This is a genomic window from Burkholderia sp. YHN3-13 (genome assembly GCF_055810675.1).
On the sequence record NZ_JBVVNQ010000004.1, the window covers coordinates 388834 to 412512 of the forward strand.

28 protein-coding genes are annotated in these 23679 nt (G+C 64.9%); 14 read left to right on the plus strand and 14 right to left on the minus strand.

The window, feature by feature from the left end; translation table 11 throughout:
- Nucleotides 1-15: 15 nt before the first annotated feature.
- The gene (locus AC0KUR_RS13220) at nucleotides 16-483 is read right to left on the minus strand and encodes a universal stress protein (protein WP_034189755.1); all 468 of its coding nucleotides are present in this window, start codon (nucleotides 481-483) and stop codon (nucleotides 16-18) included.
- A 507-nt stretch (nucleotides 484-990) separates the two neighbouring features.
- Nucleotides 991-1398, minus strand: coding sequence for a DUF3005 domain-containing protein (locus AC0KUR_RS13225; protein ID WP_034189754.1), 408 nt, complete (start codon nucleotides 1396-1398; stop codon nucleotides 991-993).
- Between the two features lie 279 nt (nucleotides 1399-1677).
- Between AC0KUR_RS13225 and AC0KUR_RS13230 the strand changes: the two genes are divergently transcribed.
- Together AC0KUR_RS13230 and epsC are read left to right on the plus strand one after the other, a co-directional pair.
- Nucleotides 1678-1911 (plus strand): hypothetical protein, encoded by a 234-nt coding sequence (locus tag AC0KUR_RS13230; RefSeq protein WP_034189753.1) that lies wholly within the window; start codon nucleotides 1678-1680, stop codon nucleotides 1909-1911.
- 137 nt (nucleotides 1912-2048) lie between these two features.
- Nucleotides 2049-2969, plus strand: a complete 921-nt coding sequence (gene epsC / locus AC0KUR_RS13235; RefSeq protein WP_034189752.1) for a serine O-acetyltransferase EpsC — start codon at nucleotides 2049-2051, stop codon at nucleotides 2967-2969.
- Between the two features lie 49 nt (nucleotides 2970-3018).
- On the opposite strand, the gene AC0KUR_RS13240 is transcribed toward epsC, so the two are convergent.
- The 3 genes from AC0KUR_RS13240 to AC0KUR_RS13250 form a co-directional block, all read right to left on the minus strand.
- Nucleotides 3019-3822: an SDR family oxidoreductase gene (locus AC0KUR_RS13240; RefSeq protein WP_124609200.1), complete on the minus strand. Its 804-nt coding sequence runs from the start codon at nucleotides 3820-3822 to the stop codon at nucleotides 3019-3021.
- On the minus strand, nucleotides 3822-4457 hold the full coding sequence (gene folE, locus AC0KUR_RS13245; protein WP_034189750.1) for a GTP cyclohydrolase I FolE: 636 nt from the start codon (nucleotides 4455-4457) through the stop codon (nucleotides 3822-3824). Before folE ends, AC0KUR_RS13240 begins: the two co-directional genes overlap by 1 nt.
- Before the next feature lie 96 nt (nucleotides 4458-4553).
- The gene (locus AC0KUR_RS13250) at nucleotides 4554-5480 is read right to left on the minus strand and encodes a LysR family transcriptional regulator (protein WP_473375998.1); all 927 of its coding nucleotides are present in this window, start codon (nucleotides 5478-5480) and stop codon (nucleotides 4554-4556) included.
- Nucleotides 5481-5596: 116 nt separating this feature from the next.
- Here AC0KUR_RS13250 and pobA point away from each other — a divergent pair, with 116 nt between their 5' ends.
- From pobA to AC0KUR_RS13285, 7 genes are all read left to right on the plus strand, one after another.
- On the plus strand, nucleotides 5597-6829 hold the full coding sequence (pobA, locus tag AC0KUR_RS13255; RefSeq protein ID WP_034189748.1) for a 4-hydroxybenzoate 3-monooxygenase: 1233 nt from the start codon (nucleotides 5597-5599) through the stop codon (nucleotides 6827-6829).
- Between the two features lie 143 nt (nucleotides 6830-6972).
- On the plus strand, nucleotides 6973-7689 hold the full coding sequence (locus AC0KUR_RS13260; RefSeq protein WP_021157587.1) for a 3-oxoacid CoA-transferase subunit A: 717 nt from the start codon (nucleotides 6973-6975) through the stop codon (nucleotides 7687-7689).
- A 64-nt stretch (nucleotides 7690-7753) separates the two neighbouring features.
- Nucleotides 7754-8410, plus strand: a complete 657-nt coding sequence (locus AC0KUR_RS13265) for a CoA transferase subunit B (protein ID WP_034189746.1) — start codon at nucleotides 7754-7756, stop codon at nucleotides 8408-8410.
- 88 nt (nucleotides 8411-8498) lie between these two features.
- Entirely contained in the window at nucleotides 8499-9872 is a 1374-nt protein-coding gene (locus AC0KUR_RS13270) for a 3-carboxy-cis,cis-muconate cycloisomerase (protein WP_473375999.1), read from the plus strand.
- The gene (pcaD, locus tag AC0KUR_RS13275; protein ID WP_059556389.1) at nucleotides 9872-10657 is read left to right on the plus strand and encodes a 3-oxoadipate enol-lactonase; all 786 of its coding nucleotides are present in this window, start codon (nucleotides 9872-9874) and stop codon (nucleotides 10655-10657) included. Before AC0KUR_RS13270 ends, pcaD begins: the two co-directional genes overlap by 1 nt.
- A 10-nt stretch (nucleotides 10658-10667) precedes the next feature.
- The gene (gene pcaC, locus AC0KUR_RS13280; protein WP_034189743.1) at nucleotides 10668-11054 is read left to right on the plus strand and encodes a 4-carboxymuconolactone decarboxylase; all 387 of its coding nucleotides are present in this window, start codon (nucleotides 10668-10670) and stop codon (nucleotides 11052-11054) included.
- A 198-nt stretch (nucleotides 11055-11252) separates the two neighbouring features.
- Nucleotides 11253-12611, plus strand: coding sequence for an MFS transporter (locus AC0KUR_RS13285; protein ID WP_034189742.1), 1359 nt, complete (start codon nucleotides 11253-11255; stop codon nucleotides 12609-12611).
- A gap of 58 nt (nucleotides 12612-12669) precedes the next feature.
- On the opposite strand, the gene AC0KUR_RS13290 is transcribed toward AC0KUR_RS13285, so the two are convergent.
- The 6 genes from AC0KUR_RS13290 to AC0KUR_RS13315 all read right to left on the minus strand — a co-directional run bounded on the left by AC0KUR_RS13290 (nucleotide 12670) and on the right by AC0KUR_RS13315 (nucleotide 15438).
- On the minus strand, nucleotides 12670-12918 hold the full coding sequence (locus AC0KUR_RS13290) for a hypothetical protein (protein WP_034189741.1): 249 nt from the start codon (nucleotides 12916-12918) through the stop codon (nucleotides 12670-12672).
- Between the two features lie 108 nt (nucleotides 12919-13026).
- Nucleotides 13027-13644 (minus strand): LysE family translocator, encoded by a 618-nt coding sequence (locus AC0KUR_RS13295; protein ID WP_049029386.1) that lies wholly within the window; start codon nucleotides 13642-13644, stop codon nucleotides 13027-13029.
- A 338-nt stretch (nucleotides 13645-13982) separates the two neighbouring features.
- Nucleotides 13983-14297: a hypothetical protein gene (locus AC0KUR_RS13300; RefSeq protein WP_367188907.1), complete on the minus strand. Its 315-nt coding sequence runs from the start codon at nucleotides 14295-14297 to the stop codon at nucleotides 13983-13985.
- Nucleotides 14298-14314: 17 nt separating this feature from the next.
- Nucleotides 14315-14614, minus strand: coding sequence for a polymorphic toxin type 37 domain-containing protein (locus tag AC0KUR_RS13305; protein WP_226252436.1), 300 nt, complete (start codon nucleotides 14612-14614; stop codon nucleotides 14315-14317).
- Nucleotides 14615-14644: 30 nt separating this feature from the next.
- Entirely contained in the window at nucleotides 14645-15088 is a 444-nt protein-coding gene (locus tag AC0KUR_RS13310; RefSeq protein ID WP_226252435.1) for an RHS repeat-associated core domain-containing protein, read from the minus strand.
- 14 nt (nucleotides 15089-15102) lie between these two features.
- The gene (locus AC0KUR_RS13315; RefSeq protein WP_473376000.1) at nucleotides 15103-15438 is read right to left on the minus strand and encodes a hypothetical protein; all 336 of its coding nucleotides are present in this window, start codon (nucleotides 15436-15438) and stop codon (nucleotides 15103-15105) included.
- A 510-nt stretch (nucleotides 15439-15948) separates the two neighbouring features.
- On the opposite strand from AC0KUR_RS13315, the gene AC0KUR_RS13320 reads away from it, so the two are divergent.
- The 4 genes from AC0KUR_RS13320 to AC0KUR_RS13335 all read left to right on the plus strand — a co-directional run bounded on the left by AC0KUR_RS13320 (nucleotide 15949) and on the right by AC0KUR_RS13335 (nucleotide 18727).
- On the plus strand, nucleotides 15949-16860 hold the full coding sequence (locus AC0KUR_RS13320; RefSeq protein WP_473376001.1) for a LysR substrate-binding domain-containing protein: 912 nt from the start codon (nucleotides 15949-15951) through the stop codon (nucleotides 16858-16860).
- A gap of 157 nt (nucleotides 16861-17017) precedes the next feature.
- A complete protein-coding gene (locus tag AC0KUR_RS13325; protein WP_069705952.1) occupies nucleotides 17018-17575 on the plus strand; it encodes a carboxymuconolactone decarboxylase family protein in 558 nt (185 codons plus the stop codon).
- A 120-nt stretch (nucleotides 17576-17695) separates the two neighbouring features.
- Complete coding sequence (locus tag AC0KUR_RS13330) at nucleotides 17696-17929, plus strand: hypothetical protein (RefSeq protein WP_124609195.1); 234 nt, start codon at nucleotides 17696-17698, stop codon at nucleotides 17927-17929.
- Nucleotides 17930-17932: 3 nt separating this feature from the next.
- Nucleotides 17933-18727, plus strand: a complete 795-nt coding sequence (locus AC0KUR_RS13335; protein WP_124609194.1) for a hypothetical protein — start codon at nucleotides 17933-17935, stop codon at nucleotides 18725-18727.
- 138 nt (nucleotides 18728-18865) lie between these two features.
- Here the strand turns inward: AC0KUR_RS13335 and AC0KUR_RS13340 are convergent, their stop codons facing one another.
- A complete protein-coding gene (locus tag AC0KUR_RS13340; protein ID WP_034189735.1) occupies nucleotides 18866-19444 on the minus strand; it encodes a TetR/AcrR family transcriptional regulator in 579 nt (192 codons plus the stop codon).
- A 169-nt stretch (nucleotides 19445-19613) separates the two neighbouring features.
- On the opposite strand from AC0KUR_RS13340, the gene AC0KUR_RS13345 reads away from it, so the two are divergent.
- Nucleotides 19614-21053, plus strand: a complete 1440-nt coding sequence (locus tag AC0KUR_RS13345) for an alpha/beta fold hydrolase (RefSeq protein WP_473376002.1) — start codon at nucleotides 19614-19616, stop codon at nucleotides 21051-21053.
- Nucleotides 21054-21303: 250 nt separating this feature from the next.
- Here AC0KUR_RS13345 and AC0KUR_RS13350 read toward each other — a convergent pair whose 3' ends face one another.
- Both AC0KUR_RS13350 and AC0KUR_RS13355 read right to left on the minus strand, forming a co-directional pair.
- A complete protein-coding gene (locus tag AC0KUR_RS13350) occupies nucleotides 21304-22650 on the minus strand; it encodes an MFS transporter (protein ID WP_473376003.1) in 1347 nt (448 codons plus the stop codon).
- A 53-nt stretch (nucleotides 22651-22703) separates the two neighbouring features.
- Nucleotides 22704-23639: an isocitrate/isopropylmalate family dehydrogenase gene (locus AC0KUR_RS13355; RefSeq protein ID WP_473376004.1), complete on the minus strand. Its 936-nt coding sequence runs from the start codon at nucleotides 23637-23639 to the stop codon at nucleotides 22704-22706.
- Nucleotides 23640-23679 lie beyond the last annotated feature (40 nt).

The following is a 23679-nucleotide window of genomic DNA, read 5'->3' on the forward strand; positions in this document are numbered from 1 at the left end:
CGTGCCGGATACCTTTCAGGCAGGCTGTTCGTCGACGTTCGCGGCCGCGGGGATCAGCAGCACGGGCACGGTGGCGTGCCGCACGCATTGTTCGGCGATGCTGCCGAGCACGAGGCGGCGGAAGCCGCGGCGGCCATGCGTGCCGAGCACGAGCAGATCGGCGCCGAACGCCTTTGCACCATCGAGGATCAACGACGAGACATCGTTGAGCGACGTCGCTTCGTTCTGCCGTGTTTCGCCTTTCACGCCGGCGGCCTGCATCAGCTTCGTGAAATCCTGCGCGAGTGCGTTGCCCTGCGCGACGAGCTGATCGCGCAGCACGGACGGATCGTAGCCGGGCACGTTGTAGTAGATCGCGGCGTTCTCGACGACGTAGAACGGTTGCAGCTCGGCGCCGTGCGCTTTCGCAAGCGCCAGCGCGGCATCGAACGCGTGGCGGGACGTGTCGCTGCCGTCGACGGCAACCAGAATACGCTTGTACATAGTGTCTCCGAATGGCGGGTTGAAACGAAGTCGGCCGGATGGCCGATCGGGCTGGGCAATGCGCGATGCTGCGAGGCAGGGTAAACCAACGGCGGGGACTTTGCAGTGCGGCGCCCGCCGGGTCGCGCGGCCGCACGGCGCCTGCCGCTGCGGCGAACGGCCAGGCGCGCGGCGCATGCCGCACCGCGCGACGCGGGGTGCGTCGCGTGCGGCTCGGTCGTGGCCGCCGCGCGCGTCGGCGGCGGGAACGCATGAGGACATGCACCAGCCGGGCGCGACAGACACGTCGATGCACCGCCCGTGTCGCCATTCAATCGCAACCGGGCCGTTTCGACATGACTTCGATCAACGCATGGGCATTGGCACGATTCGCGGCGTGCATGAAGCCGTGGATGCCGATGCGTGAAATCGTTCAATCGAGCATCGGTCGCGCACGCCGGTCCGCCGCCACCGGTCGCCGACCGATGCCGTTGCGCAAACGAACGATCGATTCAAACGGCGCGCCGGCTATCGCGGTACGGCCGTCAGTTCGATGATGCGTTCCGGCCGCCGTCCATGGCCGGGCCAGTACGCGCTGCCGTACATCCTGTGAACGGGGCCGAACGGCGCGTCGCCCGGAGCCGGCGCGTCGAAGCCTTTCTCGATCACCATGTAGCCCGCGCGCAGCGCGAATGCCGGGTGGTTGCCGCCGGGGCGGCTGTCGAACCCGGCGAAGCCGTCGCCGGCTTCCGGCATCGCGTTGACGAGCGACGCATTGCTGCGCGTGATCTGGTCGGGCGAGATCGGCCCGCCGCCGGCGAGGCGCGACGCCTCGCGGTTCTTGCCGTCGGTGTCGACCGTGCTGTCGTGCGTGTCGTCGTTGTCGAGCTCGATGCTGCGCGGATGCACACGACCTGTTTGACCGGATGATTCCATCGCGGCTCTCCTGGCGGCGAAACGCTCCGGATCGAAGCAAATCCCGTTCCGGGCACGACGGGAAAAGGCGCGCGAGCGGCCGCCGCAGCCGCGCGGCGCGCACTGATTTGTCATGATTTATTTCAGCTAGAAGACACGTTTTCTACAGAGTATGATTCTTTTCCTGCGAAGCGGCGACAGGGGATGCAGACGCGCCGCCTCTGCCCGCGCCGGGGCGCCGCCGCACCCCTTGGAGACGGGTAGTGAACAACAAAGCAAGGGACTAGAGGTGGCGGATTCATGCAAGCGACTACTGCCTTCACGCACCGCGGTTATCTGTTGAATTGCGCGCCCGCGCGCGCCAGCGACGGGTCGTTCAAGCCCTACGTCGTGATCTCCCGATCGAGCGACGGGGAGCTCGTTGCGAACCGTTTTTTTCCGATCGAGCTCCAGTTCAACGACGAAGGCGACGCGATCGCGCACGCGCGCGACTGGGCCGTGCGATGGATCGACGCGAGCAGCGTCACGATGTGACGCCGCCGCGCCGGTGCAGCACTGGCCGTCCGGTCGAGCCCCGGTGTCCCGCTCCCGGACGAAAAACGCGGTAATCTTGCGGAACCCGTCACTTTATTAGCGGCCGTGCGACCGAGCGCGGCCGCGTGCATTGGCATATGTCGACATCACCCGCCCGTCAGTGGGGCCTCGAAGAAATCGTCGCCGGCTTGCGCGAGTCGCGCGAGGAACTCCATCGCACGCGCCATCCGCGCGGCATCCGCGAACTGCCGTCGCGCGATGCGATCTGCAAGATTGTGACCGGCCTGCGCGCGTCGATGTTTCCGACGCACTACGGCGCACCGGACCTGACCGACGAAAGCGTCGATTATTACGTCGGCCACACGCTCGAAAGCACGCTGCGCATCCTGGCCGAGCAGATTCGCCGTGCGCTGCCGTTCCTGCCCGAGCATGCCGATACGCCGTTCGCCGAGCTCGACGAACGCGCGTTCGAGATCGCGCGCGAATTCGGCCGGCAGTTGCCGGCGGTCCGCGCGCTGCTCGTCAGCGACATCCAGGCCGCGTATGCGGGCGATCCGGCCGCGCAGCACATCACCGAGATCCTGCTGTGCTACCCCGGCGTGTTCGCGATGATGCACCATCGGCTCGCCCACGCGCTGCACCGGCTTGGCGTGCCGCTGCTCGCGCGCTTCATCAATGAAATCGCGCACTCGGCCACCGGCATCGATATCCACCCGGGCGCGCAGATCGGCCCGAGCTTCTTCATCGACCACGGCACCGGCGTGGTGATCGGCGAAACCGCGATCATCGGCGAGCGCGTGCGCGTGTACCAGGCCGTCACGCTCGGCGCGAAGAGTTTCCCGGCCGATGGCGAAGGCGCGCTGGTGAAGGGCAATGCGCGGCACCCGATCGTCGAGGACGACGTGGTGATCTACGCGGGCGCGACGATTCTCGGCCGCGTGACGATCGGGCGCGGCTCGGTGATCGGCGGCAACGTGTGGCTCACGCACAGCGTGCCGCCTGGCACCAGCGTCGCGCAGGGCAAGGTTCGCGAAGGCGGGAGCGCCGAGAAGCCGTAACGCGGCGGGCGGCGGCGCGCCCGCTTCGCACGGGCGCGCGCCGTGTGCGTCAGTGCTTGCCGTCCGGCGAGCGGTGCTTGTACAGCACGTCCTGGTCGACGCGGATCAGGTTCTGTCCCGCATCGACGACGAAATCCACGCCGTTGTACGCATTGCCGGTCAGCAGCAGGATCGCGCTCGCGACGTCGTCGGGGCCGGCGATGCGCGCGAGCGGCGTCGACGCGCGGCTCGCGTGTTCGAAATCGGCCTGCGTCTGGTCGTCGCTCGGCAGCATCAGCCCGGGGAACACCGCGTTCACGCGCAGCACCGGTGCGGACGACAGCGCGAGCATCTGCGTGAGGTTGCCGAGCGCGGCCTTCGCGACCGTGTAGCTGAAGTGGTCGCGGTGAAAGTTTTCCTTGATCTTCTGGTCGACCACGTTCACGACGACGCCCTGCGTGCCGGCGGCGCGCGCCCGTTCGTAGAATGCCCGCGTGAGCAGGATCGGCGCGCGGCAGTTGACGGCCCATGCCTGGTCGAACGCCGCGAGGTCGAAGCTCGGGAAATGGTCCTGCCAGAACACCGACGCGTTGTTGACCAGTACGTCGAGGCGCCCGAAGCGCGCATACACCTGGTCGATCAGCGCGGCGATCTGCGCGGCATCCGACAAGTCGGCCTGCAGCGCGGCCGCATCGTGCCCGCTTTCGGCGATCGCGCGCGCGGTTGCCTGCGCGGCATCGGCCGAGCGGTCGTAATGCACCGCGGTGCGATAGCCGTGCTTCGCGAAATACTCGGCGAACGCGCGCCCGGCCCGGCGCGCGGCGCCGGTCACGAGCACGACGGGCGCGTGCGCCGCTTGCTTCGTCTGCGCCATCAGGTATTCGTGAGGTTGACTGAAGAAGGATTCGCGACGATCGACAGGAATTCGCGCCGCGTCGACGGATCGGTGCGGAACGTGCCGAGCATGCGCGACGTGACCATCTCGACGCCCGGCTTGTGCACGCCGCGCGTCGAGATGCACTGGTGCGCGGCTTCGAGGATCACGCCGACGCCCTTCGGCTGCAGCACGTCGAACAGCGTGTCGGCGATCTGCACGGTCATCTTTTCCTGGATCTGCAGGCGCTTCGCGAATGCGTCGACGAGGCGTGCGAGCTTCGAGATGCCGACCACGCGATGGTTCGGCAGATACGCGACGTGCGCGCGGCCGATGATCGGCACCATGTGGTGCTCGCAGTAGCTCTCGAAGCGGATGTCCTTCAGCACGATCATCTCGTCGTAGCCGTCGACTTCGCTGAACGTGCGCGCGAGGATGTCGCGCGGCTCCAGCGCGTAGCCGGCGAAGAACTGCTCGTACGCGCGCACGACGCGCGCGGGCGTATCGATCAGGCCTTCGCGTGCGGGATCGTCGCCGGCCCAGCGCAACAGCACGCGGACGGCGTCTTCCGCTTCTTCGCGGCTCGGCCGGGTGACGGCCGGCTCGGGCCGCACGGTTTTCTTTCCCTTACCCATGTAGTGGCTCCATCGAAGGCCGCCTCCGGCGGCCGATATCCGGCCATTGTTTCATGCTTTCGCGGGTCGTGCGTGCGGCCCCGCGCTCACCCTTCGTCACTTCGGCCATTCGTCCTGCTCGTCGTTGAACAGCGACGCGACGACCCCGCGCAGCCAAGCGGTGCGCGGATCGTTGTGGTACTTGCGGTGCCAGTGCTGCTTCAGGTCGAAGCGCGGCAGCGCGAGCGGCGGCTCGACGGGCACGATGAACGCGTGCTCGGCCGCATACGCATAGCCGATCGCATGCGGCACCGTCGCGATCAGGTCGGTGCGGCTCAGGATGAACGGCAGGCTCATGAAGTGCGGCGTCTCGAGCACCGCGCGGCGCTGCATGCGCTGCTTCGCGAGATATTTCTCGAGCACCTCCTGGCTGCGGCCTTCGGCGCGCACCACCGCGTGCCCGCAGGTGAGGAACTGCTCGACCGTGAACGGCGGCGCCTGCTCGAACGGATGACCGCGCCGCATCAGGCACACGAACCGGTGCGTGAACAACCGCTGCTGGAAGAAGTTGTTGCCGTCGAGGTCGGGAAAGTAGCCGACCGCGAGATCGATCGACCCGGCTTCGAGGCCGCGCCCGACTTCGTCGTGCGCGAGCGAGACCGAACGCAGGTTCGCGTACGGCGCGCGCGTCGCGAACGCCTGCAGCAGCTTCGGCAGGAACACGATCTCGCCGACGTCCGACAGCGCGATCGAGAACGTATGCGTGCTCGCGGCCGGGTCGAAGTCGTGCGGCGCGACGAGGCCGCGCTCGATCTGCGCGAGCGCGTCGCGAGCAGCCGGCAGCAGCGCGAGCGCGCGCGGCGTCGGCTCCATCCCGCGCGACGTGCGCACGAACAGCGGATCGCCGAAATACTCGCGCAGCCGCCCGAGCGCGGTGCTCACGCGCGGCTGGCTCACGCCGAGCAGGTCGCCCGCGCGGCTCACGTTGCGCGTGTCGTCGAGCGCGACGAGGTAGGGAATCAGGTTCAGATCGAGCGCTTCCATCGCCGGGCCAGTATCGTCAAAACGTATACAACATATCTCCTGAATCGCGTTGCCGCATAGTCGGGAAAGCGCTCAAATGTGTTCCATTACTCGAACCAATGTTCAGGAGACGAACAATGCGCACCCAGGTCGCCATCATCGGCGCCGGTCCGTCCGGCCTTTTGCTTTCCCATCTGCTGCGCCTGCAAGGCGTCGATTCCATCCTCGTCGAAGCGCGTTCGCGCGAATACTGCGAGAACCGCATCCGCGCCGGCGTGCTCGAGCAGGGTACGGTCGACACGCTGAACGAAGCCGGCCTCGGCGACCGGATGCGCCGCGAAGGGCTCGAACATCACGGCATCGAACTCCTGTTCGACGGCCGGCGCCATCGCATCGACCTGTCCGAGCTGACCGGCGGGCGTGCGATCACCGTCTACAGCCAGCACGAAGTCGTGCGCGACCTGATCGCGGCCGGCGTCGAGCACGGCCACCCGATGCACTTCGAGGTCAGCGACGTCGCGCTGCACGATGTCGAAGGCGAGCACCCGTTCGTCACGTTCAAGCATGCGGACGGCCGTGCGGACCGCATCGACTGCGACTACATCGCCGGCTGCGACGGCTTCCACGGCATCGCGCGCCAGACGATTCCCGCGGAGCGGCTGAAGACGTTCGAGCGTGTCTACCCGTTCGCGTGGCTCGGCATCCTCGCCGACGCCGCGCCGTCGCTCGACGAGCTCGTGTACGCCCATCACGACAACGGTTTCGCGCTGTTCTCGATGCGCTCGCCGACAGTCACGCGCCTGTACCTGCAATGCAAGCCCGACGAGGATCTCGCCGAATGGTCCGACGCGCGGATCTGGGACGAACTGCACACGCGCTTCTCGAACGACACGGGCTGGACGCCGACCGAGGGCCGGATCACGCAGAAGAGCGTGACGCCGATGCGCAGCTTCGTGTCGGAGACGATGCAGCACGGGCGCCTGTTTCTTGCCGGCGATGCCGCGCATATCGTGCCGCCGACCGGCGCGAAGGGGATGAACCTCGCGGTGGCCGACGTCCGCGCGCTGTCTCGCGCGCTCGGCGCACGCTACCGGACGGGCGACGCGACGCCGCTCGACACTTATTCGGCGACCTGCCTCGAACGCGTGTGGCGCGCCGAGCACTTCTCGTACTTCATGACGAACATGCTGCACGCGTCGCCGGACGACTCGCCGTTCGTCAATCGCCTGAAGTTTGCCGAACTGAAATACGTGACGCGCTCGCGGGCCGCCGCGCAGTCGCTCGCCGAAAACTACGTCGGATTGCCGTTCGACGACGCGACGGCCCCCGAGGGAACCCGCCTTGACAACGCGCTGTGCGCGCCTCTATGATCGGCCCATCGTTCGCTAATCGAATCTAGGTTCGATTAGCGAACAAATGCCGGGATCGACGTCGGCCCCGGCGCGGCACGCGGCACGCGCGTGTCCCCTCGACAGGCCGCGCATCGAGCCGCGGGTTCGTATCAGGAAGAGACATGGTCAACAAGATTTTCGAATCGCTCCAGTCGGCGGTGGCCGACATCCACGATGGCGCGACAATCATGATCGGCGGCTTCGGCACGGCCGGCATGCCGTCCGAGCTGATCGACGCGCTGATCGAGCAGGGCGCGCGCGACCTGACGATCGTCAACAACAACGCGGGCAACGGCGAGACCGGCCTCGCGGCGCTGCTGAAGGCGAAGCAGGTACGCAAGATCATCTGCTCGTTCCCGCGCCAGAGCGATTCGCAGGTATTCGACGGGCTGTACCGGGCGGGCGAGATCGAGCTGGAGCTCGTGCCGCAGGGCAACCTCGCGGAGCGCATCCGCGCGGCAGGCGCCGGCATCGGCGGCTTCTTCACGCCGACGGGTTACGGCACCAAGCTCGCGGAAGGCAAGGAAACGCGTGTGATCGACGGCAAGCCGTACGTGTTCGAGACGCCGATCCACGCCGATTTCGCGCTCGTGAAGGCGTACAAGGGCGATCGCTGGGGCAACCTCGTGTACCGCAAGACCGCGCGCAACTTCGGGCCGATCATGGCCAGCGCCGCGAAGGTCGCGATCGTGCAGGTGTCGGAAGTCGTGCCGCTCGGCGCGCTGAACCCGGAACACATCGTGACGCCGGGCATTTTCGTCCAGCGCGTCGTCGAGGTGCCGCAGGCCGCGCACGCGGCCGAGCTGGCCGCCGAACACGCCGCTTCGCAAGCTGCCTGACCGAACTTTGTATGGGACCGGAGCAAGCGCTGAAGCGTCAGCCCCGGTCGCCAGGAGACCCGACATGAAACGACTGACCCGCGATGAAATGGCCAAGCGCGTCGCCCAGGACATCCCCGAAGGCGCGTACGTGAACCTCGGTATCGGCGTGCCGACGCTGGTGGCGAACCACCTCGACCCGAGCAAGGAAATCTTCCTGCACAGCGAGAACGGCCTGCTCGGCATGGGCCCCGCGCCCGCGCCGGGCGAGGAAGACGACGAACTGATCAATGCCGGCAAGCAGCACGTGACGCTGCTCACCGGCGGCGCGTATTTCCACCACGCCGATTCGTTCGCGATGATGCGCGGCGGCCATCTCGACTACTGCGTGCTCGGCGCGTTCCAGGTGTCGGCGACCGGCGATCTCGCGAACTGGCATACGGGCGCACCCGATGCGATTCCGGCCGTCGGCGGCGCGATGGATCTCGCGATCGGCGCGAAGCAGGTGTTCGTGATGATGGAGCACCTGACGAAGCAGGGCGAAAGCAAGATCGTCGCGCAGTGCTCGTATCCGGTCACCGGCGTGCAATGCGTAAGCCGTATCTATACGGATCTCGCGGTGCTCGACGTGACGGCCGACGGCCTCGCGGTGAGCGAGATCTTCACCGACCTGTCGTTCGACGAACTGCAGAAGCTGACCGGCGTGCCGCTGATCGACGCGACGCAGAAGGCGGCTGCCTGAACCGCCGACGTGCCGGCGCGTGCGCTCGCGCGCAGGCCGGCCCGCTTGGGTGGACAATAGGCACACGCCGTTTCCCCAATCCGATGCCATGCTTGAAGACAGCGCCCGCCTGACCTCCCTCATCTGCGGCACCGAGCCGCTCAACCGGATCTGGTCGCCCCGCGCGACGATCCAGCGGATGCTCGACGTCGAGGCCGCGCTCGCGCGCGCGCTCGCCGCGCGGCAGGTGATTCCCGCCACCGCGGTCGCGCCGATCGAACGCGCATGCGACGCCGGCCGGCTCGACGCCGACGCGCTCGCGCATGGCGCGGCGCTCGGCGGCAATCTCGCGATTCCGCTCGTCAAGCAGCTCACCGCGCAGGTGAAGGCCGACGACCCCGAGGCCGCGAAGTTCGTGCATTGGGGCGCAACGAGCCAGGACATCATCGATACCGCGACCGTGCTGCAGCTGCGCGACACGCTCGACGTGCTCGAACCGATGCTCGACGAAGCGTGCGCGTCGCTCGCGGCGCTCGCGCGCACGCACCGCGCGACGCCGATGATCGGCCGCACGTGGCTGCAGCAGGCGCTGCCGATCACGCTCGGCCTGAAATTCGCCCAGTGGCTCGACGCGCTGCTGCGCCATCGCGCGCGCTTCGCCGAATTGCGCGCGCGGGCGCTCGTGCTGCAGTTCGGCGGCGCGGCCGGCACGCTCGCGAGCCTGCGCGAGCAGGCGAGCGGCGTCACTGCCGCGCTTGCGGCCGACCTGCGGCTTGAAGCGCCGGCCGTGCCGTGGCATACGCAGCGCGACCGCATCGCGGAAGCCGCGTCCTGCTTCGGGATGCTGACGGGCACGCTCGGCAAGATCGCGCGCGACGTGTCGCTGCAGATGCAGACCGAAGTCGGCGAGCTCGGCGAACCGGCGGCCGCCGGCAAGGGCGGCTCGTCGACGATGCCGCACAAGCGCAACCCGGTCGGCTGCGCGGCCGTACTGACCGCCGCGGTGCGCGCGCCGAGCCTCGTCGCGACCGTGTTCGCGGGGATGGTGCAGGAGCACGAGCGCGCGCTCGGCGGCTGGCAGGCCGAATGGGATGCGCTGCCCGACCTCGCGCGCCTGACGGGCGGCGCGCTCGCGCAGATCGCGCAGATCGTCGCGGGGATCGACGTCAATACCGAACGCCTCGCCGCGAACCTCGACCTCACGCACGGGCTGATCCTCGGCGAAGCCGTGATGCTCGCGCTCGGCGACCGCATCGGCCGGCTCGATGCGCACCATGTCGTCGAGCATGCGTCGAAGGAAGCGGTGCGCACCGGTGCGACGCTGTTCGACGTGCTCGCCGCCGATGCGACCGTGTCGGCGCACCTGTCGCGCGACGCGCTCGCGCGGCTGCTCGATCCCGCACATTACGTCGGCGAGGCGCAGGCCTATGTCGACGCCGTGCTCGCGTTGCATGCGGGCGCGCAACAACCAGGAGAACATTGATGCCTTTCGCCACTGTCAACGGCGTGAAACTGCATTACCGGATCGACCGTGCCGCGCGCGCCGACGCGCCGTGGCTCGTCTTCTCGAACTCGCTCGGCGCCGACCTGCAGATGTGGGCACCGCAGATCCGCCCGCTCACGCAGCACTTCAACATCCTGCGCTACGACACGCGCGGCCACGGTCATTCCGACGCGCCGGCCGGTTCGTACACGATCGAGCAGCTCGCCGGCGACGTGATCGGCCTGCTCGACCACGTCGGCATCGACTGCGCGCATTTCTGCGGGATTTCGATGGGCGGGCTGACGGGCGCCGCGCTCGCCGCGCGCTACCCGTCACGCATCGTGCGCGCGGTGCTGTCGAATACCGCCGCGAAGATCGGTTCGCCGGAAGTGTGGGTGCCGCGTGCGCAGAAGGCGCGTGCCGAAGGCATGGCCGCGCTCGCCGACGCCGTGCTGCCGCGCTGGTTCACCGACGCATTCGTCGAACGCGAGCCGCGCCTGTTCGACGCGATCCGTGACACCTTCGTGCATACCGACAAGGACGGCTACGCGGCGAACTGCGACGCGCTGAACGCCGCCGACCTGCGCGAGGAGGTGAAGGGCATCACGCTGCCGGTGCTCGTCGTGACCGGCGCGAAGGACATGTCGACGCCGCCCGACCAGGGCCGCGCGCTTGCTGCCGCGATTCCCGGTGCGCTGCACGTCGAATTCGACGCCGCGCACATTTCGAACATCGAGTGCACCGACGGCTTCAACCGTGCGCTGCTCGATTTCCTGAACGCATGAGGTAACGACGATGGACGACCAGGAACGTTACGAAGCAGGGATGAAGGTGCGCCGCGCGGTGCTCGGCGACGCGCACGTCGACCGTTCGCTCGAGAACCGCACCGAGGTGACAGACGAATTCCAGAATCTGATCACGCGCTATGCATGGGGCGAGATCTGGACGCGCGACGGCCTGCCGCGCCATACGCGCAGCCTGCTGACCATCGCGATGATGGTCGCGCTGAACCGCGGCGAGGAACTGGCGCTGCACCTGCGCGCCGCGCGCAACAACGGCGTGACGCGCGACCAGATCAAGGAAGTGCTGCTGCAGACCGCGATCTATTGCGGCGTGCCGGCCGCGAATTCCGCGTTCCATCTCGCGGACAAGATCTTCAAGGAACAGGACGCGGCCGCGTAAGACGGCCGGTCAGGCGCGGCCGGCTGAGGGCGGCCGGCCGCCGTCGCGCGGCCTGCTGTCGCAAGCGGGTCGCGCGACGGGATCGATGAACGTGCCGGCAGAGCATCGGCACGCGGCGCACCGGATGGCCGGTGCGCGAACAAAGAAAGGGCACGGCTTCATGCCGTCTTGCTCGTACCTATATCCAGGAGACTCGCGATGAATCGCGCACCCGTGGTCGATGTCCAGACCTTCATCAACGAGCAGCCGTTCGGCGGCTTTCAATGGCTCGTGTTCCTCATGTGTTTCGTGATCGTGCTGCTCGACGGCTTCGATACGGCCGCGATCGGTTTCATCGCGCCGTCGCTGCTCGGCGAATGGAACCTGACCAAACCCGATCTCGCCCCGGTGCTGAGTGCCGCGCTGTTCGGCCTCGCGTGCGGCGCGCTCGTGTCGGGCCCGCTGTCCGACCGGCTCGGGCGCCGCTCGCTGCTGCTCGGCTCGGTGTTCCTGTTCGGCGTCGCGTGCCTGATGTCCGCCTTCTCGAACACGATCGGGCATCTGACGATCCTGCGTTTCATCACCGGCGTCGGGCTCGGCGCGGCGATGCCGAACGCGGTCACGATGATGGGCGAGTTCTGCCCGGACAAGCGCCGTGCGACCGTGATCAACCTGATGTTCTGCGGCTTCCCGCTTGGCGCCGCGTTCGGCGGCTTCCTGGCCGCGTGGATGATTCCGCATTTCGGCTGGCGCAGCGTGCTGGTGCTCGGCGGCGTGACGCCGCTGCTGCTCGGCGTGCTGTTGCTGCTGAAGATGCCGGAATCGGTGCGCTTCATGGTCGCGAGCGGTCAGTCCATCGACAGGATCCGCGCCACGCTCGCGCGCATCTCGCGCGACGCGCTGAACGCCGGCTCGTTCGCGATGACCGAAGCCGCGCCGCAAACCGGCAGCAAGGGCCTCGGCGTCGTGCTGTCGCGCTCGTACATCGTCGGCTCGGTGATGCTGTGGCTCGCGTACTTCATGGGCCTCGTGATCTTCTACGCGTCGATCAACTGGATGCCGATCCTGCTGAAGGATGCGGGGCTGACGCCGAAGAGCGCGACGCTGATCTCGGCACTGTTCCCGCTCGGCGGCGTGGGCGCGGTGCTGTGCGGCGTGCTGATGGACCGCTTCAACGCGAACCGCGTGATCGCCGTGTGTTACGCGCTGACGGCGGTGAGCGTGTACGCGATCGGGCAGGCGGCCGGCAACGTCGGGCTGCTCGTGCTGATCGTGTTCGTGGCCGGCGTGCTGATGAACACCGCGCAATCGTCGATGCCGGCGCTGGCCGCCGCGTTCTATCCGACCGAAGGGCGCGGCACGGGCGTCGCGTGGATGCTCGGCGTCGGCCGCTTCGGCGGGATCGCGGGATCGTTCCTCGTCGCCGAACTGACGCGCCGGCACTTCTCGTTCGCGGGCGTGTTCGCGACGATCGCCGTTGCGGGCGTGCTCGCGTGCATCGCGTTGCTGATCAAGCAGACGGCGCGGCCGCATGGCGTCGCGCAGCCGGCCGGCAAGATCGAGTCGCTCGGGCATTGAGCGACGCAAGGGCCGGTGCGTTGCGCCGGCCCCGCTTCCAGCGGCACCGCTCGGGCCGCTATTCTTCCGCGTCGTGTTCCTTGACGAAATTGCGCAGATACGCGCGCAGCGCGGCCTCCCGGCCGCGATGATCGTCGTGGTTCGCGGCGCCCATCTCTTCCTCGTCGCCGAACAGTGTCGGCGGCGCGCAGTAAGTGCCGACTTCGATGTTCTCGCGCAGCACGCGGATATCGTGCGTGAGCGGGTGATACTCGGCGATCCAGTGCACGCCCTCGATGTGTTCGCCCGCCCTCAGCAGTGGCTTCATCGGCTTGTCTCCCGACAGCTGCGGCGCAACCGGCGAAGCGGTTGCGCGCGCCCGTACCAAAAGGGTACGCCTGCCTTGCGCGAATCTCAACGGGCGCGCCGTGAGCGCTTACTGCGGCAGCAGGTGCGCGACGAGCGGATACAGAGACAGGATCAGCAGCACGGCCATCGTCACGTTGAAGATGCGCAGCGCGCGGGGATTCGACAGGAAGCGGCGCAGGCCGAGGCCGAACGCGGCCCACAGGCAGATGCACGGGAAGCCGATCAGGATGAACACGACGGACATCCATGCGGCGTTCATCCCGTAGTCGGCGGACAGGCGGACCGTCGTCGCGGCGGTCAGCACCATCATCCAGGCTTTCGGGTTGACCCACTGGAACGCGGCGGCTTCGACGAACGTCATCGGCCGCGGCTTGGCGCCGTGCGCCTTCACCTCGCCCGACGTGCCGATGCGCCACGCGAGGTACAGCAGGTACGCGACGCTGGCGGCCTCGAGGATCGTATACAGCAGCGGCAGGCGCTTGAACGCCTCGCCGAGGCCGAAGCCGACGCTGAGCATCAGGATTGCGACGCCCATGCTGATGCCGAACAGGTGCGGCATCGTGCGGCGGAAACCGAAGTTGACGCCGGATGCGAGCAGCATCGTGTTGTTCGGGCCGGGCGTGATCGACGTGACGAGCGCGAACAGCATGCCGGCGGGCAACGCGCTGAGGGTGAGGAATTCCATCGCGGATTCTCCATTTCTGTTCTGGACTGGGATGGAGGTCAGTTTAGCGACGGTTTTCTGTACAGTACCGATACAGTTATGTGGATGGATGCCGGTACGGGGGGCTGCTTGGGGGCTCGGTGTGGTGCGTGTTTGTTGGCTCTCAGAAAAGATGTCCGCAGTCTCAATAAGTTGTCTTTGAATAATTGGCTACCTTTCATGCGTTGGGAATGTAACCCGTGTGGATAGGCAGAAAATGATTGGGGGAATATTTTGCAATGACGGCCTACGACGCAATGTTTAGTCGATGGTGTCAGATCGATGTCGCCGCATTGACGACGCTCAATCGCCGTTTCACGTCACTTAATGCCCGGGTCCACCCCCTCTTTCTCAAACATGCTTTCGTGCCAATAGAACTGCTTTCCTTTTATCCATAAAAACTTTTTACTCTTAGACAAGACAGCTAACGGACGAAGAGGTATTTGATATCGCCAAAGCAAAGAAATCAAATCCCATAGTGAATCTCTGCTCAGTAGGCGAGCGTCAAGACAGACTTGAATTCCTCTTCCAACGCCAGTCACATCCTTCACGGGCCTTATATCCCTGAGCCCGGAAAAGAAGCGTGCCTCATCGCCGGGCGAATAAAATTTTGATAACTCAAAATCTATTTTCATTTGGTCTCTCCGTCTAACTATCGGCGCTTTCCGCCAGGGTAGACGTTCTCATAGCTACCATCCGGTGCTTGTACATCCCAGTGCGGCCCGCCGTGAGCGCCAGAGCCCCAACCGGTGGGAACCCATATATTACCGTCCGCATCAACCCAACCCGAGCCCCGACCATTAGATGACTTGCCCCACCTTGGACCTTTCTTGGGTTCACAAAATCCTTCTGCTTCGCCCGGTTTTCCCGGTGCCTTTGCGCCATTTGGATCGGATGCGTCCTTTGGTGGATCGCCCGCCGCAACGCTGACTGCCGCACAGGCCCACGGCATAATGATACAGACGGTTGGCGGAATGTTTACTTAAGGCCTTGACGATGGCGAGTTTGATGCCCCAGGGAACGGATCAACACCACCATTTTGTCGCCGCGGATAGCCAACTGGGCCGCCAGAAGCGGGAGGCACGGGCATCGGTATAGTCACCTGTAGCCCCGTCGAGTCAATGTACCGAGTTGGTTGTCCGCCCACATACGCGTACGTGTTAATGCCACCGGCTAGTCCGATGGGGTCCGATTGCAAGTAGCGCCCAATAGACAGATCGTAGTCCCGATACCAATTTTGAGCTAGTTCGGTTTCCGAATCGAAATACTGTCCCGGAAATGGGATGCTGCTCAGCGAAGTCTGAGTCGACGCCCAATTGGATCCTCTCCAGTTGACGTTCGCCCATGTCGTACCTTGTACCGCGACAGGGTTGCCGAAGGGATCAGACAGGTTATCCCACACAACGTTCGCTGAGGCATCGGTCATCTGACGGGGAGTGCTCAACTGATCGGTATGATGTAGTAAACAGCGGGAGTTGCCTTAGTCGAATCGACCATTGCCACTGGCGTATCGTCGAGCCAGATGTACTCTCGCAATGGAACACCCGCAGTATTTGCCTCCAGCAGAAGATGTCCCTCGCTGTTATAAACGAATTGGATTGTGTCTGCGCCGGCAACCTTCTGCACACGCTGCCCGAAAGCGTTGTAGAGGTACGCACCTACGGCCGTGCCGTTCAGGGATGCGCCGGCATTACGGCCGGCGGCGTTCACATTGAGCACATATGTGGCGCTGGAGTCTCGGAAATCCTGCGTTACTTGTCCACTCGCTCCGTACATAAAGGTACGTGAGCCACCTGCGGTGGTGGTTATCGAATTTAGCCTGTGGACCGGCCAACTTAAAGTCGCACTGGCAGCTGTGACGACCCTGAAGCCACATCGGCTGATGTTGGTCGCGACCGCTGGACTGTTCACATGTCGCGTGCAATCTAGCAAGGTTGAACCCATATGGCACGAGCAGTGTCGGCGGTGCAGGCCGCCGAAACGCCCGTTCATGGCGCCGCTGGCCGCCAAGTTCCATCGGGATGCCTAGGCAGGACCGTGACATTCCCAAAGACGACTTTTCTGAGAATTTCGGGGCCAAAGACACCTTTTCTGAGAGCCCACACGTGTTTGTAAAACCAGGAGATTCCGGTGCATCCCCCGATGTCGTTTTTATGGCCAGCATCTACTCCGACTACGCGGCTTCGTCCGGCCCCGGCCAGCGTGGACAGAGCCTTCTCCGATATTTCACCCAGAAAAATGATAATTTCATATCCATAGATCATCTTTCATTGGGTGGAAGATTAAGTGGACAAACTGGAAGCAATGTCGATCGTGCTGCTCACGATCGAAAAAGGTAGCCTCACTGCGGCCGCGAAAGCCTTGAATATGCCGCTGCCGACCGTGAGCCGGAAGGTCACGGAACTCGAAGCGTATCTCGGCACGAAATTGCTGCATCGTTCAACGCGCAAGCTGACCTTGACCGATGCCGGCCAAGCATACGTCGCGTCTGCCAGACGCATCATGGAAGACATCGAGGAAACCGAACGCGCCGCGGCTGGCGAGTACACCACTCCACGGGGAGAGCTGGTGCTCACCGCGCCGGTGCTGTTCGGCCATGTGTACATCTTGCCCATCGTCACGGACTTCCTGGCTGCCTATCCCGAGATCAACGTCCGGTTGGTTCTCTCGGATCGGAACCTTCATCTCTACGATGACCACGTTGACATGGCAGTTCGCATCGGCACCCTGCCGGACAGCAACATGATTGCAACGCGTGTCGGCGCCATGGATACACTCGTGTGCGCTTCGCCGGCCCTGCTGGCTGCGCACGGCAAACCAAAACACCCGAGCGATCTGGAAAAGCTTCCGTGCGTTGTCTTCGCCGGCCCTTCCACCGCAACATGGTGGTTTCGGGATCCGTCGACCAAACGTGATTTCAACGTCAACATCACTCCGCGCCTGTCCGTGACCACCGCCGAGGCAGCGGTACAGGCGGCGCTCCGTCACACCGGTTTGACGAGGGTGTACCGCTACCACTGCGATGCCGCGCTCCGCACCGGGGAGCTTGTCCACGTCCTTCCGAAGTTCGATGTCGAGTCGATTCCTGTCAGTCTCGTCCACGGAGAGCGCGGGCTGTTGCCGCTCAAGATGAGAGTCTTCCTCGACTTCGCAACCGACCGGTTGCGCTCGGCGATGTCGGAGCTGGGTAAGGCCTGACGAGCGTTCGCTCCAAGGAGTGCGCTCTTTCCAATTCCTCAATACTTTCACTGGATGGAATGTCGGTTCTCGAAAATAGCCAATTATTGTTTTGGGTGGAAGTCACTACTATCTCTCCTACCGAAGCCACGGTGGCTCGGATTAACGGAGAAATCTCATGGCCCGCCTTGCAATCCCCTCGAAAGAAGCCGCTCCCGCCAAAGCGCAACCGATCCTCGCGAACTACGAGAAAGTTCTCGGTGTGATCCCGAACTTCTTCGCCCTGATCTCGCAATCCCCCGACGCACTGAAGGCGATCGCCGACATGCACGGCGCGCTCGGCAAGAGCCTCGGTCACAAGACCCGGGAGCGCATCCACGTGATGACCGCCGAAGTGAACGGCTGCAACTACTGCCTGTCGGCCCACACCTACCTCGGCGCCAAGCTGCAGGGGCTGACGCCGGAAGACATGGAGCTCAATCGCGACGGCCATTCGACCGATCCGAAGGCCGACGCCGCGCTGCAGTTCGCCTACAAGATCGCCATGTCGCGCGGTCACATCGAAGACGCGGATGTCGAAGCCGTACGTGCCGCGGGTTACACCGACGAGCAGATCGTCGACATCGTCGCCGAGACCGCGTTCAGCTTCATCACCAACCTCTTCAACAACACGTTCAAGACCGACATTGACGCGACGTTCCCGCCGCTTCGGACGCGGGCCCGTCAGGCCGCCTGAAGTCCGGGTGGTCCGGGCGTCCTATGAAGCGTCCGGCTGCCTGGCCTCGATGGCTGGCTGCTCCGTTCTGGCCACGCGCAATTCCCTATGCGCGCGTGGTTGGTCGGAACGCTTCTATTGATGCAATCCGCTGGATGGTCGCGCCTGGTAGCGAAGCAGCTTGGTCATCTCGGCGATGCCGACATCGCTGCAGTGAGGCATGCGGGCTACGACGACGCACCGAGCGTCGAAATCGTTGCACTCGCCGCCGTGAATGTCTTCACCCACGACCTCGACGAAGTGGCAAAAACCCACATCGACTTCCCCGTTGTGGCCGATCTGGCAGATCGACTGCATGCAGCAGAGACCCGATGAATCATGGACCATCCGCGCTTCGTTGATCCGCGTATAGCGAACGGACGAGCAAGAGTCATTTCAGATGCGACGTCTCAGTTCGCGTTTTCCAGGGTATTTGATGGCGCGATAAAGCGGGTATCAAAGCAGTGGCGGCCCGGGATGAGCGGCAGGAAGGCATTCCGCTACATGGAACGTGTGCTGAAGCCGGAACTCGACAAGCACCTGATCACGTTTCCGCTGATACGCCTCGGCGAAATGACCATGTACTGCGGATTGTTCGAGCAACGTGGCGCCACTGGCGGGCTGGATTTCTTCTTCTTCGTCTGTTCGTCGGCTGTGCGGCCGGAAGACGGTCTCATGTACCGGATCGAGGTTAGCCAGCATGCAATGCAACGGATCATTCAGCGGACGGGCCGAACCGGCGAGGACGAGATCCGCACACGCCTCTATACCGCCATGGCAAATATCTATTGGTTGCAGCCGTGGATCTACCGGGACAAATGGTTGCAGTTGGGGCTCGCGTGCGAAGAAGGCGTATTTGTTGGCGAAGTGCGAGACGACTGCTACAGCATCAAGACGTTCATCCCGGCGATCGACAACGGCAGACCGTCGCGATGGCGCGATTTGCATGCCGACCTGTGGCCCCGGATCCAGCGACGCGTTCCCCGCGACAAGACGTACGAAGCGGATCAACGCTCCATTGGCGACTGGTACTTCTTCGCGGACGGGCTGACACGGCGTCATCCCTTTCTACTGAGGCCTTATGTACCGGGACACGATTATCTCGACGCGGCATGGGCGAGTCGTCCGGTTTGATTCTGGAAATATCTGAAAGGTAAGCCGGAGCGTCACATGCCGCGCATGGAAAAAGGCCGTTCAATGCGTGCGATTCGCCCGCCGATGCCCTATGTCGCCCCGGAATCACCAGACGCCATCGGAAGCTGGCGACGAGACCTACTCCGGAGCGTGTTCCCTGCCTTCCTTCGAAAGTTCGAGCAACGCGGCCATGGCCCGCTTGTACGGCCCGAGATCGCCGTTTGCCGCCTGCAGGATGAGTGCCCCTTGCAGGCGAGCGACCCAGTCCTCCGCGAAATGCCGCGCCCGCGCCGGCGACATGCCACTTTCACGCGCCAGGGCTTCGATGGCGTCGATCCAGTGCGAAAACGCCAGCAACAAACCCTGTTTCGCAACCGAGCCGATGTTGGCCGTGGCGAGTTGACCGAGCACGCAGGGGGCGCGCCCACCGACGTACATCTGATCCAGCGTGGCCACGATTTTGCGAATGCGGGCTTTCAGCGTGCCGGACGAGTGCGCCGCGTTCAGGATTTCGCTGTCGATTACCGCTGTCGCGCGCTCCAACACGGCCTCGGCCATCTGCTCCTTTCCCTCGGGGAAGTGGTGATAGAGGCTCGACTTGCCGAGACCGGTTGCGCGCGACAGATCGGCGATCGACGCCCCGTCGAAGCCGCGATCCCGGAACACCGTGAACAGCCGGTCAATGATTTCGTCTTTCGATGCCTGAGCGGTGGCCATAGATCTTTTCGCTTCCAAAAAAGTACTGATCGTTCGGTACAAGCGGAAGGGTAAGTTGCCTTGCTCGTTAAATCAACCTTGACGACCATCATTTCCGGATGTACTGTACCGATCGTTCGGTACAGAAAACTCAGGCCGACGCCTCATTCCGTGATCCAGGAGATTTTCGATGTCCACACGCGTGACCTATCAAACCGCCTCCGTCGCCGATCGTCGTACCGGCTCGGCCCTCAATCTGTTCTACCGGGAAGCCGGCCAGAAGGACGCGCCCGCGGTGCTGCTGCTGCACGGTTTCCCGACTTCGAGCCATCAGTATCGCGGGCTGATCGAGCGTCTCGCCGACAAGTACCGGGTGATCGCGCCGGACCTGCCCGGTTTCGGTTTCTCCGACGCCCCGGAAGCGAAGGCGTTCGGCTACACCTTCGACCATCTCGCGGAAGTGATCGAGCGCTTTACCGACACGCTCGGCCTGACGCGCTACGCGCTGTACGTTTTCGATTACGGCGCGCCGGTGGGCTTCCGTCTGGCTGCGTCGCGCCCGGATCGCGTGTCCGCACTCGTCTCGCAGAATGGCAACGCGTACGAGGAAGGCCTGAGCGACGGCTGGAATCCGATGCGTGCTTACTGGCAGAACCCGTCCGATGCGAACCGTGAGCAACTGCGCGGTTTCCTGACGGCCGGCACCACGCAGTTCCAGTACCGGCATGGCGAGGCGGATACGTCGCACATTGCGCCGGAGAGCTACACGCTCGACCAGCACTTCCTCGACCGCGCGGGTAACGACGAGATCCAGCTCGACCTGTTCGCCGACTACAAGGCGAACGTCGCGGCCTATCCGCGCTTCCACGAATACTTCCGCACGCATCGTCCGCCGACGCTGGCGGTGTGGGGCAAGAACGATCCGTTTTTCCTGCCGGCGGGAGCCGAGGCGTTCAAGCGCGATATCCCCGATGCCGAGGTGCATTTCGTCGATGGCGGTCATTTCCCGCTCGAGTCGCATCTGGACGAAGTGGCCGGCATCATTCGCGCATTCTTCGCGCGCACGCTGGACGTCGCACAAGGTCAGGCGCTGTTTGGCGGACTGGACGACGTGTCTGCGTCGGCGGAGGCCCAGCCGCTGTTCGACGCGATGCGCGGCGTATTCGGTTTCGTGCCGAATCTCGGCCACGCGCTTGCGGTCGAACCGCCGGTGCTGTCGGCTTACCTGCAGTGGCTCCATGCTCTCGGTGCGACGCCCCTCGATGCGGTGGCGCAGCAGGTCGCAATGGCGGCCGCGAGCCGCGTGAATGCCGCGGACTACGGCGTGGCCGTCCACGCGACACTGGCCGGCAAGCTCGGTGCCGCCGCGGACGTGGTCGACGCGTTGCGTACCGGCAGCGCGCTTGCCGATCCGAAGCTCGAAGCGGTGCGCCAGTTCGCGACAGCCATCGCATCGAAGCGCACGCAGGTATCGGATAGCGACGTGAACGCGCTGAAGGCGGCGGGCTTCGACCGCCGCGCGGCGGTGGCGATTGCAATGGCCGTGGCCGGCAAGACGCTCGTCAACACGGTCGCGCACCTGTCGAAGATCGAGATCGATGCGGGTTTCCTGCCGGACCCCGCTGCCTGACCTGCTGCGGCGGGGCGGCCGTAAATGGCCGCCCGGCAAGCAGCCTCGAGGATCGAGAGCATGTCGGGTAGTCAGCTCGACCGCGCGCGACGCGGCCGCGATGATCCCGGACACACGCCGGATCGTTTCGACGAGATCGCGTTGCTGGCGCATCTCGCTATCGACGGCGGGCCAGATGCGGCCCGCCGTCGGTTGACCGATCGCCGCCGCCGGCCCGACTTTTTCACGTCGGCCCGCCGGTCGCGCGTGCCTATTCGGTCTCCAGCGTCGACGCACCGGGGACGACGTGCGAGGGACCCGGTCGAAGCACGATCAACAGCGCACCTGCCGCCATCAGGCTCGATAGCATATAGAGTGCCGGCGTCGTCGAATGGATCGTATCGTGGACCCAACCGATGAAATACGGACTGACGAAGCCGGCGATCTGCCCGAGCGAATTGATCAGTGCGACTCCGGCCGCGGGTGGGCGATTGGGCAGCGACGACGTGAATGGCCAGAACATCGCGATGCCGGTCAGCGTGCCTGCGGTCGCCAGCGTCAGGCCGACGATCGACAGGATCATGTCGCCGCCCGCGCCGCCCGTGAGCAAGAGTCCCAGAAAGCCGATCAACAACGGCACCCCGAGATGCAGACGGCGCTCCTGGCGGAAGTCGGCGGAACGGCCGACGACGACCATCGAGATACTCGCCGCAAGATAGGGCACCGCGCTTGCGAGGCCGATCTGGCCCGGCTTCGTGACGCCGAGCGCGTGAATGATCGTCGGCAGCCAGAAGTTCATCGCGTAGGCGCCCATCTGGATGCAGAAGTACACGAAGCCGAGCGACAGGACTGTTCGGTCGAACAGCACATGGCTCGTCGAGCCTGTCGGGTGTGCGGGCAGGGCACGCGTGCGCGCGTCTCTGTCGAGATCCTCGCGGACCATCTGCTTTTCGGCCTCAGTCAGCCAGGACACCTGTTCGACGCGATCACGCAGCACGAACAGCAGCAGGATGCCGAACAGGACGGTCGGCGCGCCCTGCAGCAGATAAAGCCACTGCCACGCGGACAGGCCGGCGCGACCGCCGGCGAAATAATCGAGCATCCAGCCGGACAACGGTCCGCCGACCGCGCCTGACACCGGAATCGAAACCAGAAACAGCGACAATACCCGGCCGCGATGCTTGGTCGAGAACCATTGCTCGAGATACAGCACGATGCTCGGAAAGAAGCCGGCTTCCGCCACGCCGGTCAGAAATCGCAGCGCATAGAACGATGCGGGTGTCTTCACCGACAGCAGGGCGGCCGACAGCGTGCCCCATGAAAGCATCAGGATGCACATCCAGCGGCGCGGCGACACGCGGCGCAATACCAGGCTGCTCGGCACGCCTGCACACACATATCCGACGAAGAATACGCCGGCACCGATCCCGAACGCCGTGTTGCTCATTCGGAGTTGATCGAGCATCTGCAGCTTGGCAAAGCCGACGTTGATGCGATCGAGATAGTTGCACATGTAGCAGATGAACAGGATCGGGATGATGTGTAGCGTCGCGGTTCGATACGCGCGCTCGAGCGCGGCCGGCCGATGCGTCGGCGATGATGAAAAGGCGGGGGACATGTCGAATTCTCCGTGCAGGAAGCGGGCCGGAAGTGACCGGTTGCCGCGTGCATTCAGTGGCGTAGCGACGGAATCGCGTCGAGGATCTGCGGCGGGTACGCCGGACGGTCCGGCATCGCGTCTTGCGGCGGGTGGCGAAGCAGCAGCGACACCGCGTTTGCAGCCGCGCGCGCCTCGAGGTCGACCTCGAGGCCGGCCGGCAGGTCCATGTGCACCGGCAGGCCGATCTCGTACAGCACGGCCGGGCCGTCCCCCACGCGGGCACGGGTGAGCAGACCGGGAAAGCCGGTCAGTGCGCTCGCGTGCGCGGCCAGCAGCGGCGCGAGGTCGCCGCCTGCGAGGACCGTATCGAAGCCGTCCGGCTCGACGATGAACCGCTCGATCGCCTGCTCGACCAGCAGATGCTCGAGCTGAACGTCCGGGTACTGCAACGCGGTCTCGGACACGATGTCGCGCCACATCCCCATCACGTCCAGGCGATCCGACCGGTCGACCGAGGTCAGGCGTCGTGAGCGAGCGCCGGCCAGCCTGAAGGCCCGGTGCGCGAGGCGACGGATGTCGCTCTCCGTATAGCGCTGCGTATACCAGCCCACGAGCTCGCGTTCGCCCGCGACGACGCCGCTCGTATGCGTGTTCTTCGTGCCGCGCGACGCATCGCCCAGAATCAGGCAATCCGTTGCGCGTGCATGCCGCGCGGACACGGGAGAAAACCGCTTCAGCTCCGCCGGGATGGAGATCGCATGAAGTTCGGTATGCAGCCCGGCTACCTTGGCGAATGCGGCGACGGCCGTCGCATGTCTCGCGCCGGGTGTGGCAAGCACGATGTCCGATTCGAAACAGGCCGAATACGCGCCGTCATCGGGCGTGCCCGCGTCGACGCACGTGTAGTCGAGCGCGCCGTTGCGCGACTTGAGATCGTCGAGCAGCGCGATCACGTGACGGACGAGCGGGGCGGCGCGATTCGCGCCGGGAATGATCAGGATATGCATGATGAGAGACCTGTGCCGTTGGCGGCATGCGTGACGATTA

Bases quoted from the DNA above. Each gene is read 5' to 3' on its own strand.
- AC0KUR_RS13220 (WP_034189755.1), bottom strand. From the start codon at position 483: ATGTACAAGCGTATTCTGGTTGCCGTCGACGGCAGCGACACGTCCCGC.
- AC0KUR_RS13225 (WP_034189754.1), bottom strand. From the start codon at position 1,398: ATGGAATCATCCGGTCAAACAGGTCGTGTGCATCCGCGCAGCATCGAG.
- AC0KUR_RS13230 (WP_034189753.1), top strand. From the start codon at position 1,678: ATGCAAGCGACTACTGCCTTCACGCACCGCGGTTATCTGTTGAATTGC.
- epsC (WP_034189752.1), top strand. From the start codon at position 2,049: ATGTCGACATCACCCGCCCGTCAGTGGGGCCTCGAAGAAATCGTCGCC.
- AC0KUR_RS13240 (WP_124609200.1), bottom strand. From the start codon at position 3,822: ATGGCGCAGACGAAGCAAGCGGCGCACGCGCCCGTCGTGCTCGTGACC.
- folE (WP_034189750.1), bottom strand. From the start codon at position 4,457: ATGGGTAAGGGAAAGAAAACCGTGCGGCCCGAGCCGGCCGTCACCCGG.
- AC0KUR_RS13250 (WP_473375998.1), bottom strand. From the start codon at position 5,480: ATGGAAGCGCTCGATCTGAACCTGATTCCCTACCTCGTCGCGCTCGAC.
- pobA (WP_034189748.1), top strand. From the start codon at position 5,597: ATGCGCACCCAGGTCGCCATCATCGGCGCCGGTCCGTCCGGCCTTTTG.
- AC0KUR_RS13260 (WP_021157587.1), top strand. From the start codon at position 6,973: ATGGTCAACAAGATTTTCGAATCGCTCCAGTCGGCGGTGGCCGACATC.
- AC0KUR_RS13265 (WP_034189746.1), top strand. From the start codon at position 7,754: ATGAAACGACTGACCCGCGATGAAATGGCCAAGCGCGTCGCCCAGGAC.
- AC0KUR_RS13270 (WP_473375999.1), top strand. From the start codon at position 8,499: ATGCTTGAAGACAGCGCCCGCCTGACCTCCCTCATCTGCGGCACCGAG.
- pcaD (WP_059556389.1), top strand. From the start codon at position 9,872: ATGCCTTTCGCCACTGTCAACGGCGTGAAACTGCATTACCGGATCGAC.
- pcaC (WP_034189743.1), top strand. From the start codon at position 10,668: ATGGACGACCAGGAACGTTACGAAGCAGGGATGAAGGTGCGCCGCGCG.
- AC0KUR_RS13285 (WP_034189742.1), top strand. From the start codon at position 11,253: ATGAATCGCGCACCCGTGGTCGATGTCCAGACCTTCATCAACGAGCAG.
- AC0KUR_RS13290 (WP_034189741.1), bottom strand. From the start codon at position 12,918: ATGAAGCCACTGCTGAGGGCGGGCGAACACATCGAGGGCGTGCACTGG.
- AC0KUR_RS13295 (WP_049029386.1), bottom strand. From the start codon at position 13,644: ATGGAATTCCTCACCCTCAGCGCGTTGCCCGCCGGCATGCTGTTCGCG.
- AC0KUR_RS13300 (WP_367188907.1), bottom strand. From the start codon at position 14,297: ATGAAAATAGATTTTGAGTTATCAAAATTTTATTCGCCCGGCGATGAG.
- AC0KUR_RS13305 (WP_226252436.1), bottom strand. From the start codon at position 14,614: ATGCCGTGGGCCTGTGCGGCAGTCAGCGTTGCGGCGGGCGATCCACCA.
- AC0KUR_RS13310 (WP_226252435.1), bottom strand. From the start codon at position 15,088: ATGACCGATGCCTCAGCGAACGTTGTGTGGGATAACCTGTCTGATCCC.
- AC0KUR_RS13315 (WP_473376000.1), bottom strand. From the start codon at position 15,438: ATGTACGGAGCGAGTGGACAAGTAACGCAGGATTTCCGAGACTCCAGC.
- AC0KUR_RS13325 (WP_069705952.1), top strand. From the start codon at position 17,018: ATGGCCCGCCTTGCAATCCCCTCGAAAGAAGCCGCTCCCGCCAAAGCG.
- AC0KUR_RS13330 (WP_124609195.1), top strand. From the start codon at position 17,696: ATGCAATCCGCTGGATGGTCGCGCCTGGTAGCGAAGCAGCTTGGTCAT.
- AC0KUR_RS13335 (WP_124609194.1), top strand. From the start codon at position 17,933: ATGGACCATCCGCGCTTCGTTGATCCGCGTATAGCGAACGGACGAGCA.
- AC0KUR_RS13340 (WP_034189735.1), bottom strand. From the start codon at position 19,444: ATGGCCACCGCTCAGGCATCGAAAGACGAAATCATTGACCGGCTGTTC.
- AC0KUR_RS13345 (WP_473376002.1), top strand. From the start codon at position 19,614: ATGTCCACACGCGTGACCTATCAAACCGCCTCCGTCGCCGATCGTCGT.
- AC0KUR_RS13350 (WP_473376003.1), bottom strand. From the start codon at position 22,650: ATGTCCCCCGCCTTTTCATCATCGCCGACGCATCGGCCGGCCGCGCTC.
- AC0KUR_RS13355 (WP_473376004.1), bottom strand. From the start codon at position 23,639: ATGCATATCCTGATCATTCCCGGCGCGAATCGCGCCGCCCCGCTCGTC.